Here is a 17,590-nt window from a genome sequence, read left to right on the forward strand (position 1 = left end):
TCAAGGGAGGGCTGAGCCTTCATACCCCCTCTTCGTCGGGAGGGCTTCGGAGCGTCGGAGCTTGGCTCATGCGACAATCCACAAGTTGTCCGTAATTCCGAGCTTGGCCATATGGCCGTTCCCATGTAGCTGACCCTGACCGGCTGGCTTTAGACCGGGCTGATTGAGAGGATCAGCCAGGACTGGAGGACTCGGACATGCGGCGAGGTCAGAAGACGAGCGCGGAGGGGACTGTCAGGAATTCCGTGTGCGGGCGGCGGGTTGAACATCAGGCCGCCATGGCGCGGGTGAAGCGCTCGCCGAAGATGACGGCGAACTGCGCCTTGGCCATGACCCACTCACGCGGTCCCATCTTCCACGCCTTCTCGGAGCGGTTCAAGACCAAGTAGAGCAGCTTCAGCGCGGCCTCGTCCGTCGGGAAGTGCCCGCGGGCGCGCACGGCCCGGCGCAGCGTGGCGTTCAGGGCCTCGATGGCGTTCGTCGTGTACAGGATCCGCCGACTCTCGCCGGGGAAGGCGTAAAACGGGATCACCTCGACCCAGGCCCGTCGCCAGCTCTGGGCGATGGCCGGGTAGCGCCGGCCCCATTCGCTCGTCTCGAAGGCCGCTAACGCCGCCTCGCCGGCGGCGGCATCGAGCGCGCGGTAGATGTCCTTCAGCGCCGCGGCCACGAGCTTGCGGTCCTTGTAGGAGACGAAGTCGAGGCTGTGGCGCAGGAGGTGGACGATGCAGGTTTGGACCAGCGCTTCGGGGAACACCGCCCGGATCGCATCGGGGAAGCCCTTCAGGCCATCGACCACGGCCAGCAGCACGTCCTCGACGCCGCGGTTCCTCAGCTCGTTCATGACCCGTAGCCAGAACTTGGCGCCCTCGTTCTGCTCCAGCCACAGGCCGAGGATTTCCTTGGCGCCGTCGGCGCGCACGCCCAGCGCGATGTGGACGGCCTTTGCGGACCACGCCCTCGTCACGCACCTTGATCCGCAGGGCGTCGAAGAACACGATCGGGTAAACCGGCTCCAGCGGCCGGGCTTGCCAGGCGGCGACCTCCTTCAGGACCGCGTCGGTCACCGCGCTGATCAGGTCGGGTGAGACCTCGATCCCGCAGAGCTCGCGCAGGTGCGCGACGATCTCCCGGGTGCTCATGCCGCGGGCGTACATCGACACGATCTTGTCGTCGAAGCCGGGAAAGCGGCGCTGATAGCGGGCGATCAGCTGCGGATCGAACGTCGCCTGCCGATCGCGCGGGATCGAAAGCTCGATCCGGCCTGTCTCGGTCGTGACCGTCTTGCGGCCATAGCCGTTGCGCGTGTTGCCGGCGTCCTCGCCCGCCAGATGGTGGTCCATCTCGGCGTTGAGCGCCCGCTCGGCCAGGGCCTTCTTCAGCTCGTCCAGCAGACCATCGGCCTCGAAGGCCGTCTTCGGATCGGCCCCGGCCAGGAGCTGGTCCAGGATCGCGTCAGGGATGCGGGGTGCTTTGCGTCGTGCCATCGGGAACCTCCTTCGGATCCACTATGGCCGCCCGCACACGAAATTCCTGACAGTCCCGCGCGGAGCAGCGTCAGGGTCTCACAAAACCGGAAAACTCGCACTCACGCCGGACTAAATCGATGGCGAAAGTCATGCGCGACCCACGTCTAATTCGAGCGCGTGTCACGCCAACTTCGTATAGGCACAGCTCACACGCTGGTGAGATCGGACGCTCTCTCCCGGTCCGCGGACGCAGGTGTTCTCGTTTGCGTTGATCGACTATCATCCTGACATCGGCAGCTTGGACGGCCGCCGTCACTTCAGCCCCGCCCGCACCGACGCGCGGGGCTTTTCTTTGGCAACTGCCGGTATATCTCTAGGATCAAGCTCGGCTTTCTCCCCCCAGTGTGCCGAATCTGAGTAGCCCGACCGGTCCGCGGGTGCAGGCATTTTCGTCCCCGTCCGTCAGCGTGGCTTCGGAGCCGGCGACTTCGGGTCCTTGAAGAATCCGCTCCGACCCTCAGCCAACCCGGTGTTCACGAAGTGTACTAGTGGGTTGTGACCGGAGGCGGCCACATCGGGGTTCGCGGCCAGATAGCCGTCCGTGCTAAAGCCCGCGCTCGGATCCCGGCCTTCCTTCCAGCCGTGTCGCAGGTAGTGGTCGAGCGGGTTGAGCCCAGCCACCTGCACGTCCGGGTACGCGTTCAGATAGTAGACCGGATCGAAGCCCGGCAACCGGACTTTGACGAACGACGGAGGGCGCCTGAACGGCCTCAGCATACGCAACTTCATGATAGATCCCCGAGCCTGAAACGCCCGCTCGATCCATCATTCTGAGCCGTGTTGCAAGTGCTGACCGGTCCGCTTGCGCGGGTTCTTCTGCGCCCCGCGCCGGCCCGCGACTTGCGATGGCCCGACATTTCTCCTCAGGATTCAATCAGTTCCGCCGGGACCGCTGCGTGGGGCTTCCTCGTTTGACCAACGCATCATGGGACCGTGGCTCGACGTTGCAGTGCGGACTATTCTTCGACTGAAACGAGCCAGTCCTCGCGTTAGTCGCCGCGATAGAGGACCCTAGCCTTTCCGGCATATTCCGCAGCGCATTTCGTGGCTTCGGCTTCGTTCGCGAATACATAATGTCTGCGCGACACATCGTACCTCCACGTGGGTGCCTGACGACAAAGAAGGCTCGTGCGACCTCGGTGACAATCCGTTTATGTACTTATGCTCACCGTCTGAGCCGCAGCCGACCTGCGCTGGCGACCGCTTCCCCTCCTTCTCCCAAGCCGCGTCGCGTATCGGCTCGGCTCACTCGCTGGTGAGATCAGGCGTTCCACCGCCCTGTGAGCAGATCGGGGCGCAGCCGAGCCGCTGATCTGCGCCCTTTACTACAAGCATAGCGCACTGCGTGATGTTCAGCCGAACCCCCGTCTACCTCAACCAATAAGGCCAAGAACGGGGCAATCCGATCCGGAGATTCGTAGCCACGGTCCACTGCCACGCACCGTTCGCTCAGCATGCCTTCCCGGCGTTGATTGCACTATCTTCGTCAGCCACCGGTCAGCCGATCGGACTCCTGAGAAGCGCGAATAATTTATCTCCAGGAGCTGTATTCCGGCCGTTGGTCCGCAAACATGCGGACGCGTTCTGCGAATTCTCGGTGAGTAACCCAAATATCAGAACGAATATAGGGAAAAAATTTATGCCTCAACGTAAATAGCTGGTTTCCGTTAGCGCCTTTGATGCGATCTCTCCAACAAGAGAGCAAATGCTGCTCGATACGAGCGAACTCTTGAATCTCATAGCTGAGGTGAAATTCACCTAGGAAGTGGGTCGACAATTCGGTGAAATCCGAGTGTATTTGATGAACTTCCGGCGATTGAATGACGCCGGCGCCCCAAAACCCGTGCAGATTCCAGAATCGTATCAGTTCACAATCTACATAGCTATAGGACCGATTGCTAACGCTTGTACCACTTTTAGAGGAATCAAGCTCTAGCACGTCAGCTGCAAACTGAGCCGCCACGTCGGGAATCTGATCAAATAAGAAAATCTGGACTGCGTCTCGGCCGAAATACTTAGACCAGGCATCAAGAAGCACATTCGGAACAAGCAAATGTAGATGCTGCGGCATTATTAGGCAATCAAGAGCGAATTCCAAAAAGGACTGCTCACTTCCGTGTTTTAATTTCTCCTGCCACCACGGATGCATCAACGTCAGGATATTTCTTTGGTAAAAGATAATTGAGACGTCGGCTTGCGGGAAAGCTTCTCGAATGCTCGCCAGCGCATCCTCGCTCAGATAACAAAGTTCCTCGCTCGACAGTACGCAGGTCTTATTCGCCTTTTTCAGCTCCGAAAGCATTTCTTTGAAGGTGGGATCCTGCGGTTCGCCTGCCCTTTGCGCGAACGTGTGCTGCCCGATTTCATTCGGATTTGTGAACGGATAAATAAATTCGGCATTTTCAGACGTGGACGCATCGTACAACATCTTCTGGATGGATGTTGTTCCAGTTTTATGCGGGCCAATGTGGAATACTAATCTGTCAACCATTGCCGGGGTAATTTCACATATCAATCCAGTTAACAGTGCAGATCAGGTCTCGCAGCCCTAAGCGGATTGAAGGATAACGACCCGGCCCGTTGAGAACTCGGGATGCTGAGGCGCATCAGCACGTCGATCAGGGGCTGTGCTGAGGTCGCGATGGTTTCTCCGGCTGTCGCGAGTGTCAGATCCGGCTTGAGCGGCACTTCGTATGGAGCCGAGATGCCAGTGAAATTTGGGATGGCGCCTGACCGCGCGCGACCGTAAAGGCCTTTGGGATCGCGTGCTTCACAGATCCTAAGAGGAGTGTCCACGAAGACCTCAAGAAATGTGATGTCACCTGCGATGATTCGAGCCAATTCCCGCGTCGCACGAGAGGGTGAGATCAATGATACGATCGTAATAAGACCGGCGTCTGCCATAAGCTTGCCGGTTTCAGCAGCACGGCGGACATTCTCGGCTCTGTCACGCTCAGTAAAATGCAGATCGCTGTTGAGGCCGTGGCGCAGGTTGTCCCCGTCCAACACCATTGTAGCGCGGCCGGCCCGAGTCAGCGCACGGTCGACTTCGCTCGCAATGGTGGATTTTCCCGCTCCGGAAAGACCGGTCAGCCACGCAATGACAGGCCGTTGGCCAAGTACCCGCCAACGATGCTCGCGAGGTTGTAGCTGCTGCCAAGTCAGATTGCGATCTGCGAGTTGGTTCGCTCGTCGTCTCAAGTCTCGCCCTCCGGTCATGTGCGGAGGCAGGATGACACGAAATCGTGATTGGTTGTGTTGCTACAACGTCACGTTGAGTGGCCGCGTGCCTCACCGTCGGCCCGCTGGCTGTCGCGACCGACTGGGATAAAGCACAAATTAGGCCCACCGAACTCGATGATGCGCGTTGACGGACGGACTGTCCAAGTTCCCGTTCAGGCCACATCAGTCCGGCTCCTAGATTCGGCTTCGGGCAGGGATTTTTGCTTTGAGAATATGCCGGCGCACTGATGGTCGCCGACGGCCGGGTCGTCGGTGCGGAGCCGGATCGAATCGTGTTCGATCGATTCTTTGGCTACCGGACGAAGCCTGGGCAGACCTGGAGATACCCTATCTGGAAGTTCGCGGCTGCTTCAGCTCGATCGATCAATGGATTGGCAGGCGAGGCCTTCGGCGTGCTCGGTAATTGGGCAGCTGCGAAAGCAGTAACATCCCTCGCACCATTGTGCATTCAAGCGAATGATGCTCAACAAGGGTCTTCGGTTTGATCTCGCTGCGCGCCACGCTCGGCGGCACAGAATAGGGTATGCGTGTATGCCGCGTGAAGGGTTGGAAGAAGTCGACATCAAGCGGCTCGTTGAGCGTTCGAACGCGACAATTCTTGATATTGGAACGAATAATGGAGATATGAGTGACAATTTTTCAAAATGGTTTGCCTACGCGCAAATTTTTTCTTTCGAACCAGATCCTCGCGCGGTCAAAAAAATGCAGGCCCGGAATCTGAGCACTCGGATACATCTATTCGAGAAAGCTCTAGGGCAGAGCGTTGGAACGGCGACGTTCCACCAGAGCGCCGGAAAGGATCTCGGTGCTGGGGTTGTTGATAGGGAGACTGGGCTTATTGAGGAATGGGATCAGTCTGGATCCTTGAGGGCGCCGAAGGACCACCTCGAATTATTTCCATGGATCTCATTCGAGAATAAGATTGAGGTCGAGGTGACCACGCTTGATGCGTGGTGCGCAGATCAGAAGATAAAATACATCGATTTCATATGGGCCGATGTGCAGGGGGCCGAAGAGGACTTGATAAGGGGCGGAATGCAGGCACTGAAAACCACAAAATATTTTTATACTGAATTCTCCGACCGGGAGATTTACGAAAATTCCATAGGTTTGCAAGGCATCTTGGACCTGCTGCCAAATTTCGAAATTGTTGAAGTCTTTCAGAGAGATGTCCTATTGCTGAACCGACACCCATGGGGATGAAGCGCTGAACTCCGCTTCCTGTCGCTGCGGCCGACTACTTCCCTCGCGAACTGCGAGGATGTCGGGAGCAGTCGCAATATGAGCCGGCGTAGGGTGTTGCGCCAGGCTAGCCTTTAAAGCAACGAGCCTTTTCGAAGCGCAACGTGCCGGTATGTCCACTCACAAACTGCGCCAGCCATGCATTTCGAGATCCGATCCACCGGACGCCACCTCTGGAGCTGGGTGCTGCTTCATGCCACGCAAATGAAGGTGATGGAATCGGATCGAACCTCTCCATCCGAGGCGCAGGCTTTGGCCTTCTCGAAGCTGGTGACCCCGGCCGGTTAGGCGCTGACCGCGCCAATGGCGGATGGCCTGCTTTAGTTTCCGCCCCGTTTGGGCCACGCAGGCTCCGTCCGCGGATTTGACTTCGAGCATGCGCTGCAACGGAGCGTCTTTCCCGCATCCGGCAGGAAGCTCGCGGACGACCAAGCCCCAACGTATATCGGCAGCTCCTCGACGTGCCCGCAGTCGCAGGTTGCACGGACGGCCCGCACCCCTTTGTCCATCGGCTGCTGGAGCGTCATCGGCGCGATCTCAAAGCCGTTGATGTCGTAGGCCCGGCGCGGATTGTGCGAATGACCCGGCAGCGGCGATCGGGATGCGCGCGAGATGTGAGTGGACACTGTCCTTCATCCAGCCCTGATCGCCTTGGATCACGCAGCAGCGCGGAAGTACGAGCACCTCTGCCTCGCCGCGATCACGCTACCGCCGCCCGCCAAGCAGGCCCCGCCGGTGCCACCGGGCAACCCCTACACGATCGAGGTGTGGCGCGAGACCGGCGGCGGCATCGAGTTGCATCTCATCAAGATCTACCCGTTGTCGCTGGCCATGGCGGCGTTTGAGGTGGCGTGCCTGGAATGGCCTACGCACGAGGTCACCTTGCGGGGCAGGGCCCGGATCATCGAGAGGCGGGAGCGGCTGCCGCGGAGCGCGACCGCGTCTCTGTCCGGAGGATCACGCTGAGCGCCAAGCCCCCCGCTTCCAGAGGCTCAGGGCGCGGGTCGCCTGCATGGCGCGTTCCCGGCGGGGATGCCGGCGCGCAGGGCCTCGGCAGCTTCCAGGACCGGATCAGTATCATCGACCATGTCACGAAGGCTGCGCGGGTGCCTTTTGAGCCTCTGCCGAAAGCGCAGCCAGAATTCGGGGCGCATGTTGATCGCCGCCAACGCCGCGCTCCAGCTTGCTGACCGACCGTGGCCACATGGTTGGCCGGAACCCTGAGTCGGACGTACCAGCGCCCGCGACGACGTTGCAGGTACTCGGCGAGCTGCACCGCTGGCCTCGCTCCTTCATGGCCACGGGGACACTGTGTCACCGCGCGGGCTCGAAGCGAGCGCTAAAAACCGTTTATTGACGGTGTCTTACAGGTGGCTGGCGGAGGGAGCGTCCGCCAACACAGGCGATTTTATTATTAAAAATCATGCGCTTGGCTCCATACTGGATTGGTCTACCCACGTTCTGATCCACATCTCACGCGCGGATCTCTGCATGCAACGGCGAACGGCTGCGGACACTGCCGCCCGCACCGGATGCGCGAGCGGGGTTCGTGAAGGGCAGTCACGGTTTGGCAAGCCTCGCCGTGCTTACTTGCCATGCCAGTGAGTTTTCGACCGTCTCACGGCACATCCACGCCCGCCCACAGATATGCCCCTCAGCTGTCACGGCGGGCGTGGATGCGTTGATCGATTGCCGTCCGCACCGGATGCGTGCGGGACACGGGAACGTGATCGAACGCTTCGATTGAGTTCAACATTTCGGGCTCGTCGACATCGGTCGATCTCCACGCCCGCCGCCTGGTGGACCCCTCAAGCCCCTGAATGGTGGGCGTGGATGCATAATTTTTGCGTTGGCTCCGCGTCGGGCCTTCTCCCGACCGCCACGCCCGCCCCGACGTTCGTCCCCCCTTCCGACGGGCGGGCGTGGATGCTGACGAGTTCCTGCCATAGCCACGGATGCGCGAGCGGCGTTCAAGCCTGACCATTTCGTAACCCCGACGCCGGAACCATCGATCGGCACCGCGGCTTCGTGAGACGCCACTGTTCCCGGTGGCGGCACGAGAGGAACTACCCCTTGCGCACATCGATGATCACCGCGGCTCTGCTGGCCGCGCTCGGCACCGCCGCCCTCACCATGCCGGCCTCGGCCGCGCCTCTCAGCCCGGTCCCAGCCGCGGCTGTCACTGGCGCCCAGGACAGCATCACCAACGTTCGCTGGCACCCGATCCGCCGCATGCATCGCGCGGAACGTCGCTTTATGCATCGGCACTTCCGCCACCGCAGGTAGCAGCCAGGCAGTCGCTACCGGCGACCCTGCTGGAGGCTCGGCCGCGGTATCATCCGCAGCCGGGCCTTTCTTTTGCGAGCTGACGCACATCGTCAGCGCATCGCTGCCAGCGACGGCAGATCCGCCCGAGCTGCCAGGGCTTCGGCGATCCGTACCCGCTGCCTGGACCGGGCTAGAGCCGCATCCGCGTCAGCCATCAGCAGCTCGTGCCGGAACAGGTCGAAGCGGGCCAGCCGGAGCATCCGGACTGCAAGGAAGGCGTAGATCAGCCGCATAGCGCCACCACCTCGTTCAAGAGTGCGATGAGCGCGCGATGCCCGACAAACTCGTCACCGTCGTCGTGCTCCGCAATCAAGAGACGCGCCTTCGCGGCGAGGTCTTGCGCGCTTTGGCTCGGCTCTTTGACGCACCGCTCTAAGACAGCGGTGCAGTGGTCGATCTCCGCGTCCACCTGTTCATCAGTGAAAGCTTCGGCGGGAAGGCTCTGGTCTGTGACCAAAGCCCACCTCTTGGCCGCAGCGTTGCAAGCCGCAGCGAGGTCGGAGGTCGGAGCGGCGACAGAGGGCACGGAGGCCAACGGTGCCGCGAGGATAGCGCCGAGCGCGGCGCGGCGGGTGGAGGGGGTCATTGGTCACCTCGCGCAGCCGCACAGGCGAAGTCGAACTGCTCCTTGAGTTCGCGACCCGCTTCAATCAGTGGTCCGACCAAGGCGTTGAGCACCTCAGCCTCGATCTCGCCGTCGCGTTCACCGAGATACATCAGCAAGCGGCCGATGCGCTCGACGGTGCGGATGTCATGTTCCATGGCCAGGACGTGGCCCAGGGCGGGATTGGGCTCACTCATGCCCGGCCTCCGTTGGTGGAGGGCCCGGCCGCAACGAACGTGGGCGCAAAGTTTGCGCTCACGTCAGCCGATCGCATCGCGCGGATGGCCTGCGTGACCGGTCCTACCTGTGCTGAAGGCAAGCGCGGGCGTTCACCGCCGCCGAGGGGCGGTGTAGGGTGGTGGATAGCCATGAACAGCACTCCTGGTGCGGTTGGTGGTTAGAGCCGTGAGCGAGGGGTCCAGCCTTGCTCCGGCTCGTTTTCTGTCGTACCTTTATAGAATGCTGATGTCAATTGAGGTCACACCTAAAAAGCGTGGTCGTCCTGCCACCGGCAAGGACCCCGCCACCTCAATTCGGCTGTCGCCAGAGCTGCGCGCTGAAATCGACGCTTGGTGCGAGCAGCAGCCCGACCGGCCCAAGCGCTCCGAAGCCATCCGCCGTCTTGTCGAGGAAGCCCTGAAGGCCAAGCGATCATAGGTGACGCATGAGCGGTCCCGAGTCTGACACCGAATTCCGCGAGCGCCTGCTGCGGGAGGTGCCTGAAGGTGCTCGAGACCATGTGATCGGGGCGTCGGGCAAGCAATTGGATGCGTTGGGCCGCAAGTTCGATGTGTACCGAACCGGCGTACCGCTGGAAGGGTTCGATGGCTTCGAGGATGGCGGCGCCGAAGATGATGATGCCTGACCCGAAGTCGACTCGACCTCAATTGATCCGCAAAGCCCTCACCGAGCACCTGAAGGCGAAGGGCTATCTGAAGTGAGGATGACGTCCGTCGCGAACCACGGAGCGGGCAAATGCGCACCATCCTCATCGCCGCCGCATTCGCGCTCGCCGTTGTCGCCATTGTAGTCCTCGGCGGACTCGCGAGCCAACTCAAGGACTGACCCTCAGGTGCTGTGGCCTGTGAACCACGCAAATTCTGAATTGACGAACCGTTAAGATTTATCGCTGGCGGCCGGAAGCTGCCTATGCGCATCAGTAGCCTCGCTTCTGCGGGCACCGTCCATGCCGATTTCTCGCAACGACCGTCTGCACCGCTACGTCGTGCTAGCGTTGGTGTGCGGCGGCGCCGCAATGGTGGCTGCGGCTTGGCTTTGGGAAGCCGTGTGATGGATTGGCTCCCCGGCTAGGGCTACGTGCGGCAATGTGAAGGAACGAAGGGGCGAACTGATGCTCCTCACTGAGCACCTGAGAGCGAAGGGCTATCTGAAGTGAGCGACGCTGACGCCCAGCCTGAGGAGTTGCGCGAGATCCTTCGGCTTGCAACGGCTCTGGCAGAGCAGTTTATGCAGTCAGAGGCTGCAGAGGACGCCGCCCATCCTGAGAGGCTCAAGGCTCTCATCAGCTCCGCTCAGTTCCTCCATGACCAAGGTGTGTCTTGGCCGCCTGTCCTGCGTGAGGCCGTGGGCAAGGCCGCAGAACGCATGGAAGCGATCCGTGGACTTTGAGGACCGCGACTTCGAGCACTCGCCGCTGTCAGGGCGGTTCACCCGCGACGGCATCACGGTCGAGGTCGAGATCTACCGGGCTGCTGGAACCCAGGATCCGTGGCGGTTAGAGGTCGCGGATCAGAACGGCGGCTGCACGCGCTGGCACGAGTGGTTTGCTGCCGAACAGGAGGCTTTCGAGGCTTTTGTCGCGGTCGTCGAGGTTGACGGCATAGGCTCCTTTGCCAGCAGGGGGCCGGAGCTACGGCACTGACACCGTCAACTTTTTCGTTGAGGAAGCCTCGAAGGCAAAGCAATCGTCGCGGAGGTGCCCTTGGCAAACCGATTTGCCCCGCTGCTTCTCGCCGCATTAATCGCTGTTCTGTCAGATCTGCCGGCGCGATCTCAGCCAGCGTTCGTCAACAATTGGGCTGAATTCCGCAACGCGGTGGCCGCGTGCTGGACGGTGCCGCCCGGCACTGAGGGGTCTTTGATCGCTTACCGATTTGGCCTCGATAAGACGGGTGCCATCCGTGGCAAGCCGCTCACCACCGCACGCCAGCTAGTCGGCGACCATGACGCGCGACGTCGCTATGAGGAGGCAGCATCCGCTGCGTTATCGCGCTGCTTTCCCCTGAAGGTGACGCCAGCGTTTGGCGCAATCCTCGGCGAAAGCCCGATCTACCTTCGGTTCGTCAACACCCCGCCAACGGCCGCGTACCAGATCAACAACAACGTGACGATCTTCGCGCCTCAGTAGGGCTTATGATCCCGTCTCCCGCCTCGTGGAAGAGGCGCTAGCCGTAAGGCTTATAGGTAAGGCGACTTCTTCCGATGGGAGCGTATGTAGAGGAACAGCAGCGCGAGTGAGGTCGCGTTGATGCACAACGCCCAGCCGTAGCTTGTCAGGTGATGTGTGCCGATTGAGGTCCCGACTGTGCCGGCGCCAACAAGCGACCCGAGCACGGCGAGCACTGTGAAGAGGCATGCGAATGCAAGCATAACCACCTCCCTATCGCGGATCGAACGCAGCCTCAGTTGACCTGAGTGCTTAACGATCCGCGATCATTCTAGGCCCCGACCACACTTGCTTGCAATGGGGATTGCAAGGCCGCGAACCGCCTTTTGTCGGCTCTTGCGAAGGCGGAGAAAGAGCGCCGAGCTTGTATGTTGCGCCTGCAGGGCAGCGACGGCTATGCGAACGCAGGGGCCTGTAGCTCAATGGTTAGAGCCGACCGCTCATAACGGTCTGGTTGCAGGTTCGAGTCCTGCCAGGCTCACCATGCTCTCCACCTCGTGGAAGAGGCGTTGAAGGTGGGGGCGTCAGCGCACTGGCGCACCCGCAAGCTAAGCGTTAGGTTGCAACGGCCGCATCTGCTGATGCTTGGACGCCCTTCTCCCCATAAATAGGCGATGAGCTGTCATGACGGTTTGCGTTGGCGTTGCGGTCAATGACTGTCTAGTATTTGCAGCAGACAGTGCGTCGTCATTAGTCACCACAGATCAGGCAACTGGTCAAAGTCGAATACTGAATGTATTTGCTCATGGAGAAAAGGTATTCAATTTATTCAAAGGCCTGCCAGTTGTCGCCATGACATGTGGCATGGGCAATGTAGGCACAGACTCGATCGGGACAATTGCTAAAAATTTGCGGCTCAGAATGGCCGGCAACGATCCTGCTTGGCATATAGATAAAGCCAACTATACGCTAGAGGAAATTGCGCACAAAGCGCGGCGGATATTTTTTGAAGAAAAGTATTCGTCCCTCGATCCGCAGCCGCCGGCGCCACATTCTTTTGAGTTCTGGATCGGCGGTTATTCCTCAAGTTTCGAGGCGGGCCACGAAGTCTGGAAACTTGTGATTGAAAACGGTGTTTGCCCTCAGCCCGAACAGGTAGTGAGCGATGGCAATGCCGGACTCTTTTATGGGGGACAACCAGGCCCGATCAATCGATTGGTCGTTGGCTTCGATCACGCACTACGCGAAACCCTTATTTCGGGTGGCGTCGATCCGAACGCGAGCGCACAGATGGAGGCATTCCTGCGGCAGCGCCTGGAGAGCGCGTTCGTCTGGCCAACGATGCCTGTTCGGGATGCGATTGACCTAGCCGACTTCCTGGTGGAAACCACCAAGCGCTATTTCCGGTTTCTGCCGGGTGCCGACATCGTTGGCGGCGATACCGACGTGGCGGTGGTAACCCGATATGAAGGCTTTAAGTGGATCAGACGGAAGCACTTTTATCCTGCCTCGCTTAACCCGCTGGAGACAGACCATGCCTGAGGGCAAAAAGGAACAGCCGGTGCGCGTCGTTCCGAAGGATCTGCCGCTTCCGCAGTACGATTATCAAAAGCCTGCCACCGGCAGCTTCACCGTCAAATTTGACGAGGGCCGGCAGCAGGACCAGCGCACCCAGGATGACAAGGCTCCTTTGGCGTCGCTGCAGAACATCCAAATCGCTTTTTGAGATAGCGAGTCTCAATCCGCCTTCGCCATCTGCCGCCCGTGGTTCTGAACCACGTCGCGGAACAGGTTCCCGGTGGCCGAGGTGGTGACCCGAGCGTCGGGGCCAGCCTTCTGCACATTGACCACCACGGAGCCGTTGTTCTCGACCTTCGGAGTGGCCACGATGCCAGCCCTCCCGGCTGAGGCGTCGAGCCGGCCCTCGCCCTGCCGCATCGCCTCGAAGGCTTTCCTGGCCTTCTCCCGGGCTGCCCAGGCCTCTCCGTCGGCCTTGCCACTGCGGAGCCGATCAGCCTCTTCCATCGTGATGCCGGGTGCATCCTTCATGCTGTTGGGCTTGAGGACGCGGGGAGCGCCGTTCGGCAGGAAGTCGCCGCTGCTCGCACTGGGCAGGCGAGCAGTCCGTCCACCGCCCTGTGGCACGTAGCCTGAGTCGCCCCAGCGGGGATCCGCGTCTCGGTCGCCGTGATAGCCCATCCAGTTCCGGAGCCAGCGGCGGCCGTTCTTAGCCAGTCCGCGGGCAACCCAGCGCACCTGATCCGGGATGGTGTTGCGATCCCGAACGTCCAGACCAGTCTCTTTCTCGAACTGGACGCCGAGGCCCCGCCGCCGGTTGAGCTGGAAAGGCCCCCACGAGCTTTCGAGAGCGTCGTCCTTTTTGTCATAGGCGGCATCCGGGTTGTTCCGGTTCTGGCGCTTGCCGCTCTCGCCGGCTCGGATGCCGAACATGATCCGCGGATCGACGCCAGCCGCCCGAGCCTCACGCTCGATGAGTGCCGTTAGGTTGCCCGCATCGCTGCCAGTCGGGACGCCTCCCGTCGCCCCGGGCGGCATGCTGGCGGGCGGCACCCTCGGGGCTGCACGGCCAAGGCCATTTAGGCGACCGCCGCCGAAACCACGGCCGGCACCTGGACCAGCAGGACCGGCCTCGCCGACATAACCCGGCCCCGAACCGCCGCCGGGCAGGTTCGCACCACGGCCGAGCCCAGACAGGCGCCCGAAGCCGCCACCGCCTCCGAACGCGGCAGTCTGGACCCGAGCGCCCGCGAACGGACTGTCTCCCTCGGCCGACGAGTTCTGCTTCGTCGCCCCCTGCTGCTGCTTGATCGTCTCCGACAAGCCGTCGATTGAGCGGCGCAGCTTCTCCGAGGACTCCTTGAAGTCGCGGTCGCGCTGCTCGGGCGTGCGGGCCTTGAGGCGGTTCAGTTCAGCCTCAGCGGCCGTCAGCTTCTGCTGCGCAGCCTCCGGGGTGTCGATCAGGCCCATGCGCTGCTGCGTCCGACCGATCAGGTGGTCCGAGGCTTCCTTCGCCACGTCCCGCAGCTTCCGAAGGCGATCAACGTCCTCCTGGGCCGCGATCTCGTCGTCACCCTTCATAGGCGCGAGCCGGCGCGCGAGCGGGCCACTACCGCCGTCCAAGTGCCGGAACGACTCAACGTACTTGCCTTCGCCGAACGAGCGGATCGCCGCCGCGATTTCCTTGATGTCGTCGGCCAGCGGCTTCACCAGCGCCGTGGTCGCCAACAGCATCTCCTTCGCGGAGTCGCCAGCGCCCTTCCAGTCGATAGCCCTGAGTTCGCGGCTGATGTCCTGCAGTCCACCCCGCAGGCCCTTCACGAAGTCGCCGCGCTGGTCCTTGGCGATGCCGTCGATCCACTGGGTGAACTCGGACGCGAACGGCAGCACCTCCTTTGCGATCGTCGTGCCGATCGTCTGCATGGAGGTGCGCAGGTCAGCGATGGCCTGCTCGAACTTCTCGGCCTGGAGGATGGCCTTCGGATCGAGCGGCCCGAGCCGTTCCTTCTGCGCGCTCCAGACATCGGCGATCTTGCCGAGGTGCTCATCCGCGAGCCGCCCGAAATCCGAGTTACCGAACACGTGCTGGGCGAAAATTCCGCGTTCAATCGGGTTCTTTATGGACTCCATGAAGGTGAGGCTCTTGCGGAGCTTTTCGCCCTCGTCCGTGGTGCCACGGATGTCCTGGGCGAAGTCCTGAAAGGCTTTCCGCCCGGCCGCGTCCGTGCCCTGCCGGTTGATCCACTGGTAGGTGTCGCCGATGCCGCGAGAGAACTCGCGCATGTTCCCGGCGAACGTCTTGGTGCCGGCGGCAACCGCGTCCTGTTCCAGTCCGAACTTGCGGGCGACTGCGCCGAAGGTCTGCAGCGTGCCGGCTGCTACGCCGGTCTCGCGCGACAGTGCGCCGAGGCTCGACAGGTTGCTGGACAACTTGCTCAGCGACATCGCCACGCCGGCCACCGCCGCGCCCGCCGTCAGACCGGTGACGCCGACCGTCGCCAGCGCGGGGTTCAGGACCGTCGTCGCCGAGCGTGCGGTGGACTGGATCGCCGCCTCGGCCTTGCCCATGCCCTTGGCTAGGGTCTCGCCGTGGCTGGCCCCCTGTCGGGAGACGTCGAGCAGCTGCGCTCGAAGGCTCTTCAGCGGGCCGCTGAACCGGTCAACCACCTCGGCCTGCATCCGCAGGGTCTCATCGGCCATGCCGGCCTCCTATGTCTGTGAGGGCGCTCAGGTGTAGAGCCCTGCAGGGGTGCCGCCGGAGCCTTGTGCACCGCTGGACTGAGTCTGACCGCCGCCGTTGTACGCTTCCGGCAAGACGAGGTTGATGTCGGTGGTGGTGCCCTGCGGCCCTTGCGATGACGTCACCGCCTGGATCGCCAGCGACATGCGGTCCTTGGTGAACAGCATTGGCGAGTAGACCGACACGACATCGCCGATGTGCTCTAGCCAGAGAGTGTTCTGGTCCTTGAACCAGCCCTGGACCTTGATGTTCACGTTGATCTGGTTGGCGAGATTGAAGCCGTTCTCGTGTGCGGCTCTCATTCTCATGTCGGCCTGATCGCCCGGCATCTCGGCGATGAAGTGGAATGGCGCGTGCTCGGTGACAGCCGAGTTTTTCACCAGACCGGTCACGTCCCTGGACGCATCGCCGAAGGTCTGATCGTTGCCGGGCTGCTGGCCGATGGACTGGATCTCGGAGAAGGCGTCCGCATAGTCGAACACAGCGCTGGCCGCTAAGACATTTCTGCCTTCCTCAAGCTCGGCGATGGCACCGGCCTTAGGCTTCAGCCGGTAGCCGACGATGTCCGCACCCTCGCCCGGCAGCAGGTAGATGTTCCGAAATCGGCACAAGCGCTCGATGAAGGCGAACACGCTCTCGCCAGCCTGCACGTTGATCTTCGAAAAAACTTTGTCCGCATCGGACGTGTCGCCCTTCAGGCTGAACTTGATGCCGTAGGGCTTGAGCACCGAGTTCGCGATCTGGGCCAACGTGTAGCCTTTGAATTCGCCCTGGTTGTGGTCGACGGTGGCGCGGGCGATCACCTGCGAGCGGGTCGTGCCGGTGATCTGCAGGCCGTGCTCGCGGGCATCGTATGCCGGTTGCCGGCCGGTGATGCGGCCCTCGGAGACGGCTTGGCGGCCGCCCAAAAGCACTTCGCAAGCATCACCAATCCCGAGCTTCATGGAGGCGAAGTCCGGAGCGCTCTCGGCCGGCGCCGCCGCGGTGAAGGCGAACTTCGGGAACAGCTCGACGCCGCTCCTGGTGACCGACACCGTCTGCCAGTTCAGGTAGCTCTTGCCCTTCACCTTGATGGAGGCGACTTCTTGCGGCTTGGGCATGTCAGGCCTCTCCGGTTCGAGGCAGACGAACGATGCGCTCCTGGACTTCGTTGAAATAGCGCTCGAAATCATCGTGATCGTAGGCTTCGCCACGCATGGCAGCGACTCGATCCCAATCGGGCTCTGTGTTCGGCTTGTTATACCGGTCCATCACGAAATCGCTGATGCCATTTTCAGCGAGATAGTCGGCCATGCATTCGCCGATGTGAGTGGCGGACACATATTCAAGTGCGAAAATTTGCTTCGAGGTTAAGCCCATCGCGAAGGCGGCCTCTGCTATGCGGCTGTAATGTTCCTTGATGAGGTGGCCGAATGCTTTGACAAGTAGCGCTTGCTCGTTCGACGGCAGCTGGAAAGTCTGCCCTTCGTGCCGGACAACCCGCCCCGTCGAGATGTACCGCTCGACCCATCCACGGACGGCGCGCAGATCGAACTGCGCAGCGACGCCACGGCGACCAGGTTTCAAGATCGGGCAGCCGCGTCGAACCCAAGAGTCGACTGTCGGCAAGCTGACGCCAAGCTGATTGGCTAGATCATTGCGCGAGACGACTTCGGTCATGCGTCAGGCCTCGGAATAAATAACATAAAGTGGTTTTGAAACTCTGGACCTAGAGACAAGCTGCGCTCGCGCCGACCCTCGGGCCTGACCACCCCAGACAAGGACCCGGGGACTCGCATCAGGGCACCCTCCGTGCAGAGATCCCTGTTGGGTCCCACCTTCCTCAAGCGATGCAGCCCCACTCCAAGACGGCGAGCGTGAAGCACATCACGGATGTCGGCCCGGTCCCGTGGCAAGGTTTCTTTAACCACGACGGCCTCCATTGATTGGGCGAGTCGGCCCGGCATGTTTGTGTCGGCGCGGAAGTTGCAGTTCTCAGCAAAGGAGAGGTGCGATGGACCAGCAATACGGCGATGATCACGAAGACCGTCAGCAGATGG

General features: G+C 61.5%; 18 protein-coding genes, 1 tRNA gene and 1 pseudogene. 10 read left to right on the forward strand and 10 right to left on the reverse strand.

Annotation, left to right across the window (positions count from 1 at the left end):
• Positions 1–268 precede the first annotated feature (268 nt).
• The 4 genes and pseudogenes from BLT59_RS17380 to cysC all read right to left on the reverse strand — a co-directional run bounded on the left by BLT59_RS17380 (position 269) and on the right by cysC (position 4,730).
• Positions 269–1,487: pseudogene (locus BLT59_RS17380) on the reverse strand (IS256 family transposase).
• Between the two features lie 444 nt (positions 1,488–1,931).
• Entirely contained in the window at positions 1,932–2,258 is a 327-nt protein-coding gene (locus tag BLT59_RS17385) for a hypothetical protein (RefSeq protein ID WP_091782875.1), read from the reverse strand.
• An 802-nt stretch (positions 2,259–3,060) separates the two neighbouring features.
• Positions 3,061–3,957 carry a hypothetical protein gene (locus tag BLT59_RS30670; RefSeq protein ID WP_210185979.1) on the reverse strand — a complete coding sequence of 299 codons (897 nt, stop codon included), beginning with the start codon at positions 3,955–3,957 and terminating at the stop codon, positions 3,061–3,063.
• A gap of 92 nt (positions 3,958–4,049) precedes the next feature.
• Positions 4,050–4,730 (reverse strand): adenylyl-sulfate kinase, encoded by a 681-nt coding sequence (gene cysC, locus BLT59_RS17390; RefSeq protein ID WP_244514033.1) that lies wholly within the window; start codon positions 4,728–4,730, stop codon positions 4,050–4,052.
• Positions 4,731–5,228: 498 nt separating this feature from the next.
• Here cysC and BLT59_RS17395 point away from each other — a divergent pair, with 498 nt between their 5' ends.
• From BLT59_RS17395 to BLT59_RS17405, 3 genes are all read left to right on the forward strand, one after another.
• Entirely contained in the window at positions 5,229–5,975 is a 747-nt protein-coding gene (locus BLT59_RS17395) for an FkbM family methyltransferase (RefSeq protein ID WP_091782881.1), read from the forward strand.
• Positions 5,976–6,632: 657 nt separating this feature from the next.
• Positions 6,633–6,980: a hypothetical protein gene (locus BLT59_RS17400; RefSeq protein WP_244514034.1), complete on the forward strand. Its 348-nt coding sequence runs from the start codon at positions 6,633–6,635 to the stop codon at positions 6,978–6,980.
• Positions 6,981–8,087: 1,107 nt separating this feature from the next.
• Positions 8,088–8,300, forward strand: a complete 213-nt coding sequence (locus tag BLT59_RS17405; protein ID WP_091782885.1) for a hypothetical protein — start codon at positions 8,088–8,090, stop codon at positions 8,298–8,300.
• A gap of 92 nt (positions 8,301–8,392) precedes the next feature.
• Here BLT59_RS17405 and BLT59_RS17410 read toward each other — a convergent pair whose 3' ends face one another.
• From BLT59_RS17410 to BLT59_RS17420, 3 genes are read right to left on the reverse strand one after another with little or no spacing between them, the layout of a single operon-like run.
• Positions 8,393–8,575 (reverse strand): hypothetical protein, encoded by a 183-nt coding sequence (locus BLT59_RS17410; protein ID WP_091782888.1) that lies wholly within the window; start codon positions 8,573–8,575, stop codon positions 8,393–8,395.
• The gene (locus tag BLT59_RS17415) at positions 8,566–8,928 is read right to left on the reverse strand and encodes a hypothetical protein (RefSeq protein ID WP_091782891.1); all 363 of its coding nucleotides are present in this window, start codon (positions 8,926–8,928) and stop codon (positions 8,566–8,568) included. The genes BLT59_RS17410 and BLT59_RS17415 overlap by 10 nt, the downstream gene beginning before the upstream one ends.
• A complete protein-coding gene (locus BLT59_RS17420; protein WP_091782894.1) occupies positions 8,925–9,143 on the reverse strand; it encodes a hypothetical protein in 219 nt (72 codons plus the stop codon). The genes BLT59_RS17415 and BLT59_RS17420 overlap by 4 nt, the downstream gene beginning before the upstream one ends.
• Before the next feature lie 208 nt (positions 9,144–9,351).
• On the opposite strand from BLT59_RS17420, the gene BLT59_RS17425 reads away from it, so the two are divergent.
• From BLT59_RS17425 to BLT59_RS17465, 7 genes are all read left to right on the forward strand, one after another.
• Positions 9,352–9,603: a ribbon-helix-helix domain-containing protein gene (locus BLT59_RS17425; RefSeq protein ID WP_244514035.1), complete on the forward strand. Its 252-nt coding sequence runs from the start codon at positions 9,352–9,354 to the stop codon at positions 9,601–9,603.
• 7 nt (positions 9,604–9,610) lie between these two features.
• On the forward strand, positions 9,611–9,811 hold the full coding sequence (locus tag BLT59_RS17430; protein ID WP_091782897.1) for a hypothetical protein: 201 nt from the start codon (positions 9,611–9,613) through the stop codon (positions 9,809–9,811).
• 753 nt (positions 9,812–10,564) lie between these two features.
• Positions 10,565–10,828, forward strand: coding sequence for a hypothetical protein (locus BLT59_RS17440; RefSeq protein WP_091782904.1), 264 nt, complete (start codon positions 10,565–10,567; stop codon positions 10,826–10,828).
• A gap of 60 nt (positions 10,829–10,888) precedes the next feature.
• Positions 10,889–11,314, forward strand: a complete 426-nt coding sequence (locus BLT59_RS17445; RefSeq protein ID WP_244514036.1) for a hypothetical protein — start codon at positions 10,889–10,891, stop codon at positions 11,312–11,314.
• 447 nt (positions 11,315–11,761) lie between these two features.
• A tRNA-Ile gene (locus BLT59_RS17455) sits at positions 11,762–11,837 on the forward strand.
• 140 nt (positions 11,838–11,977) lie between these two features.
• Positions 11,978–12,835 (forward strand): hypothetical protein, encoded by an 858-nt coding sequence (locus tag BLT59_RS30675; protein WP_139174065.1) that lies wholly within the window; start codon positions 11,978–11,980, stop codon positions 12,833–12,835.
• Positions 12,828–13,019, forward strand: a complete 192-nt coding sequence (locus BLT59_RS17465) for a hypothetical protein (RefSeq protein WP_091782913.1) — start codon at positions 12,828–12,830, stop codon at positions 13,017–13,019. Before BLT59_RS30675 ends, BLT59_RS17465 begins: the two co-directional genes overlap by 8 nt.
• An 11-nt stretch (positions 13,020–13,030) precedes the next feature.
• On the opposite strand, the gene BLT59_RS17470 is transcribed toward BLT59_RS17465, so the two are convergent.
• Genes BLT59_RS17470 through BLT59_RS17480 form a run of 3 tightly spaced genes read right to left on the reverse strand, consistent with a single transcriptional unit; the run spans position 13,031 to position 17,210 of the window.
• A complete protein-coding gene (locus BLT59_RS17470; RefSeq protein ID WP_091782917.1) occupies positions 13,031–15,511 on the reverse strand; it encodes a hypothetical protein in 2,481 nt (826 codons plus the stop codon).
• 27 nt (positions 15,512–15,538) lie between these two features.
• On the reverse strand, positions 15,539–16,651 hold the full coding sequence (locus BLT59_RS17475) for a phage baseplate assembly protein (RefSeq protein ID WP_091782921.1): 1,113 nt from the start codon (positions 16,649–16,651) through the stop codon (positions 15,539–15,541).
• A gap of 1 nt (position 16,652) precedes the next feature.
• Positions 16,653–17,210, reverse strand: coding sequence for a terminase small subunit (locus tag BLT59_RS17480; protein WP_091782924.1), 558 nt, complete (start codon positions 17,208–17,210; stop codon positions 16,653–16,655).
• Positions 17,211–17,590: the final 380 nt, after the last annotated feature.

This window comes from Methylobacterium sp. UNC378MF (assembly GCF_900103195.1).
Classification (GTDB): domain Bacteria; phylum Pseudomonadota; class Alphaproteobacteria; order Rhizobiales; family Beijerinckiaceae; genus Methylobacterium.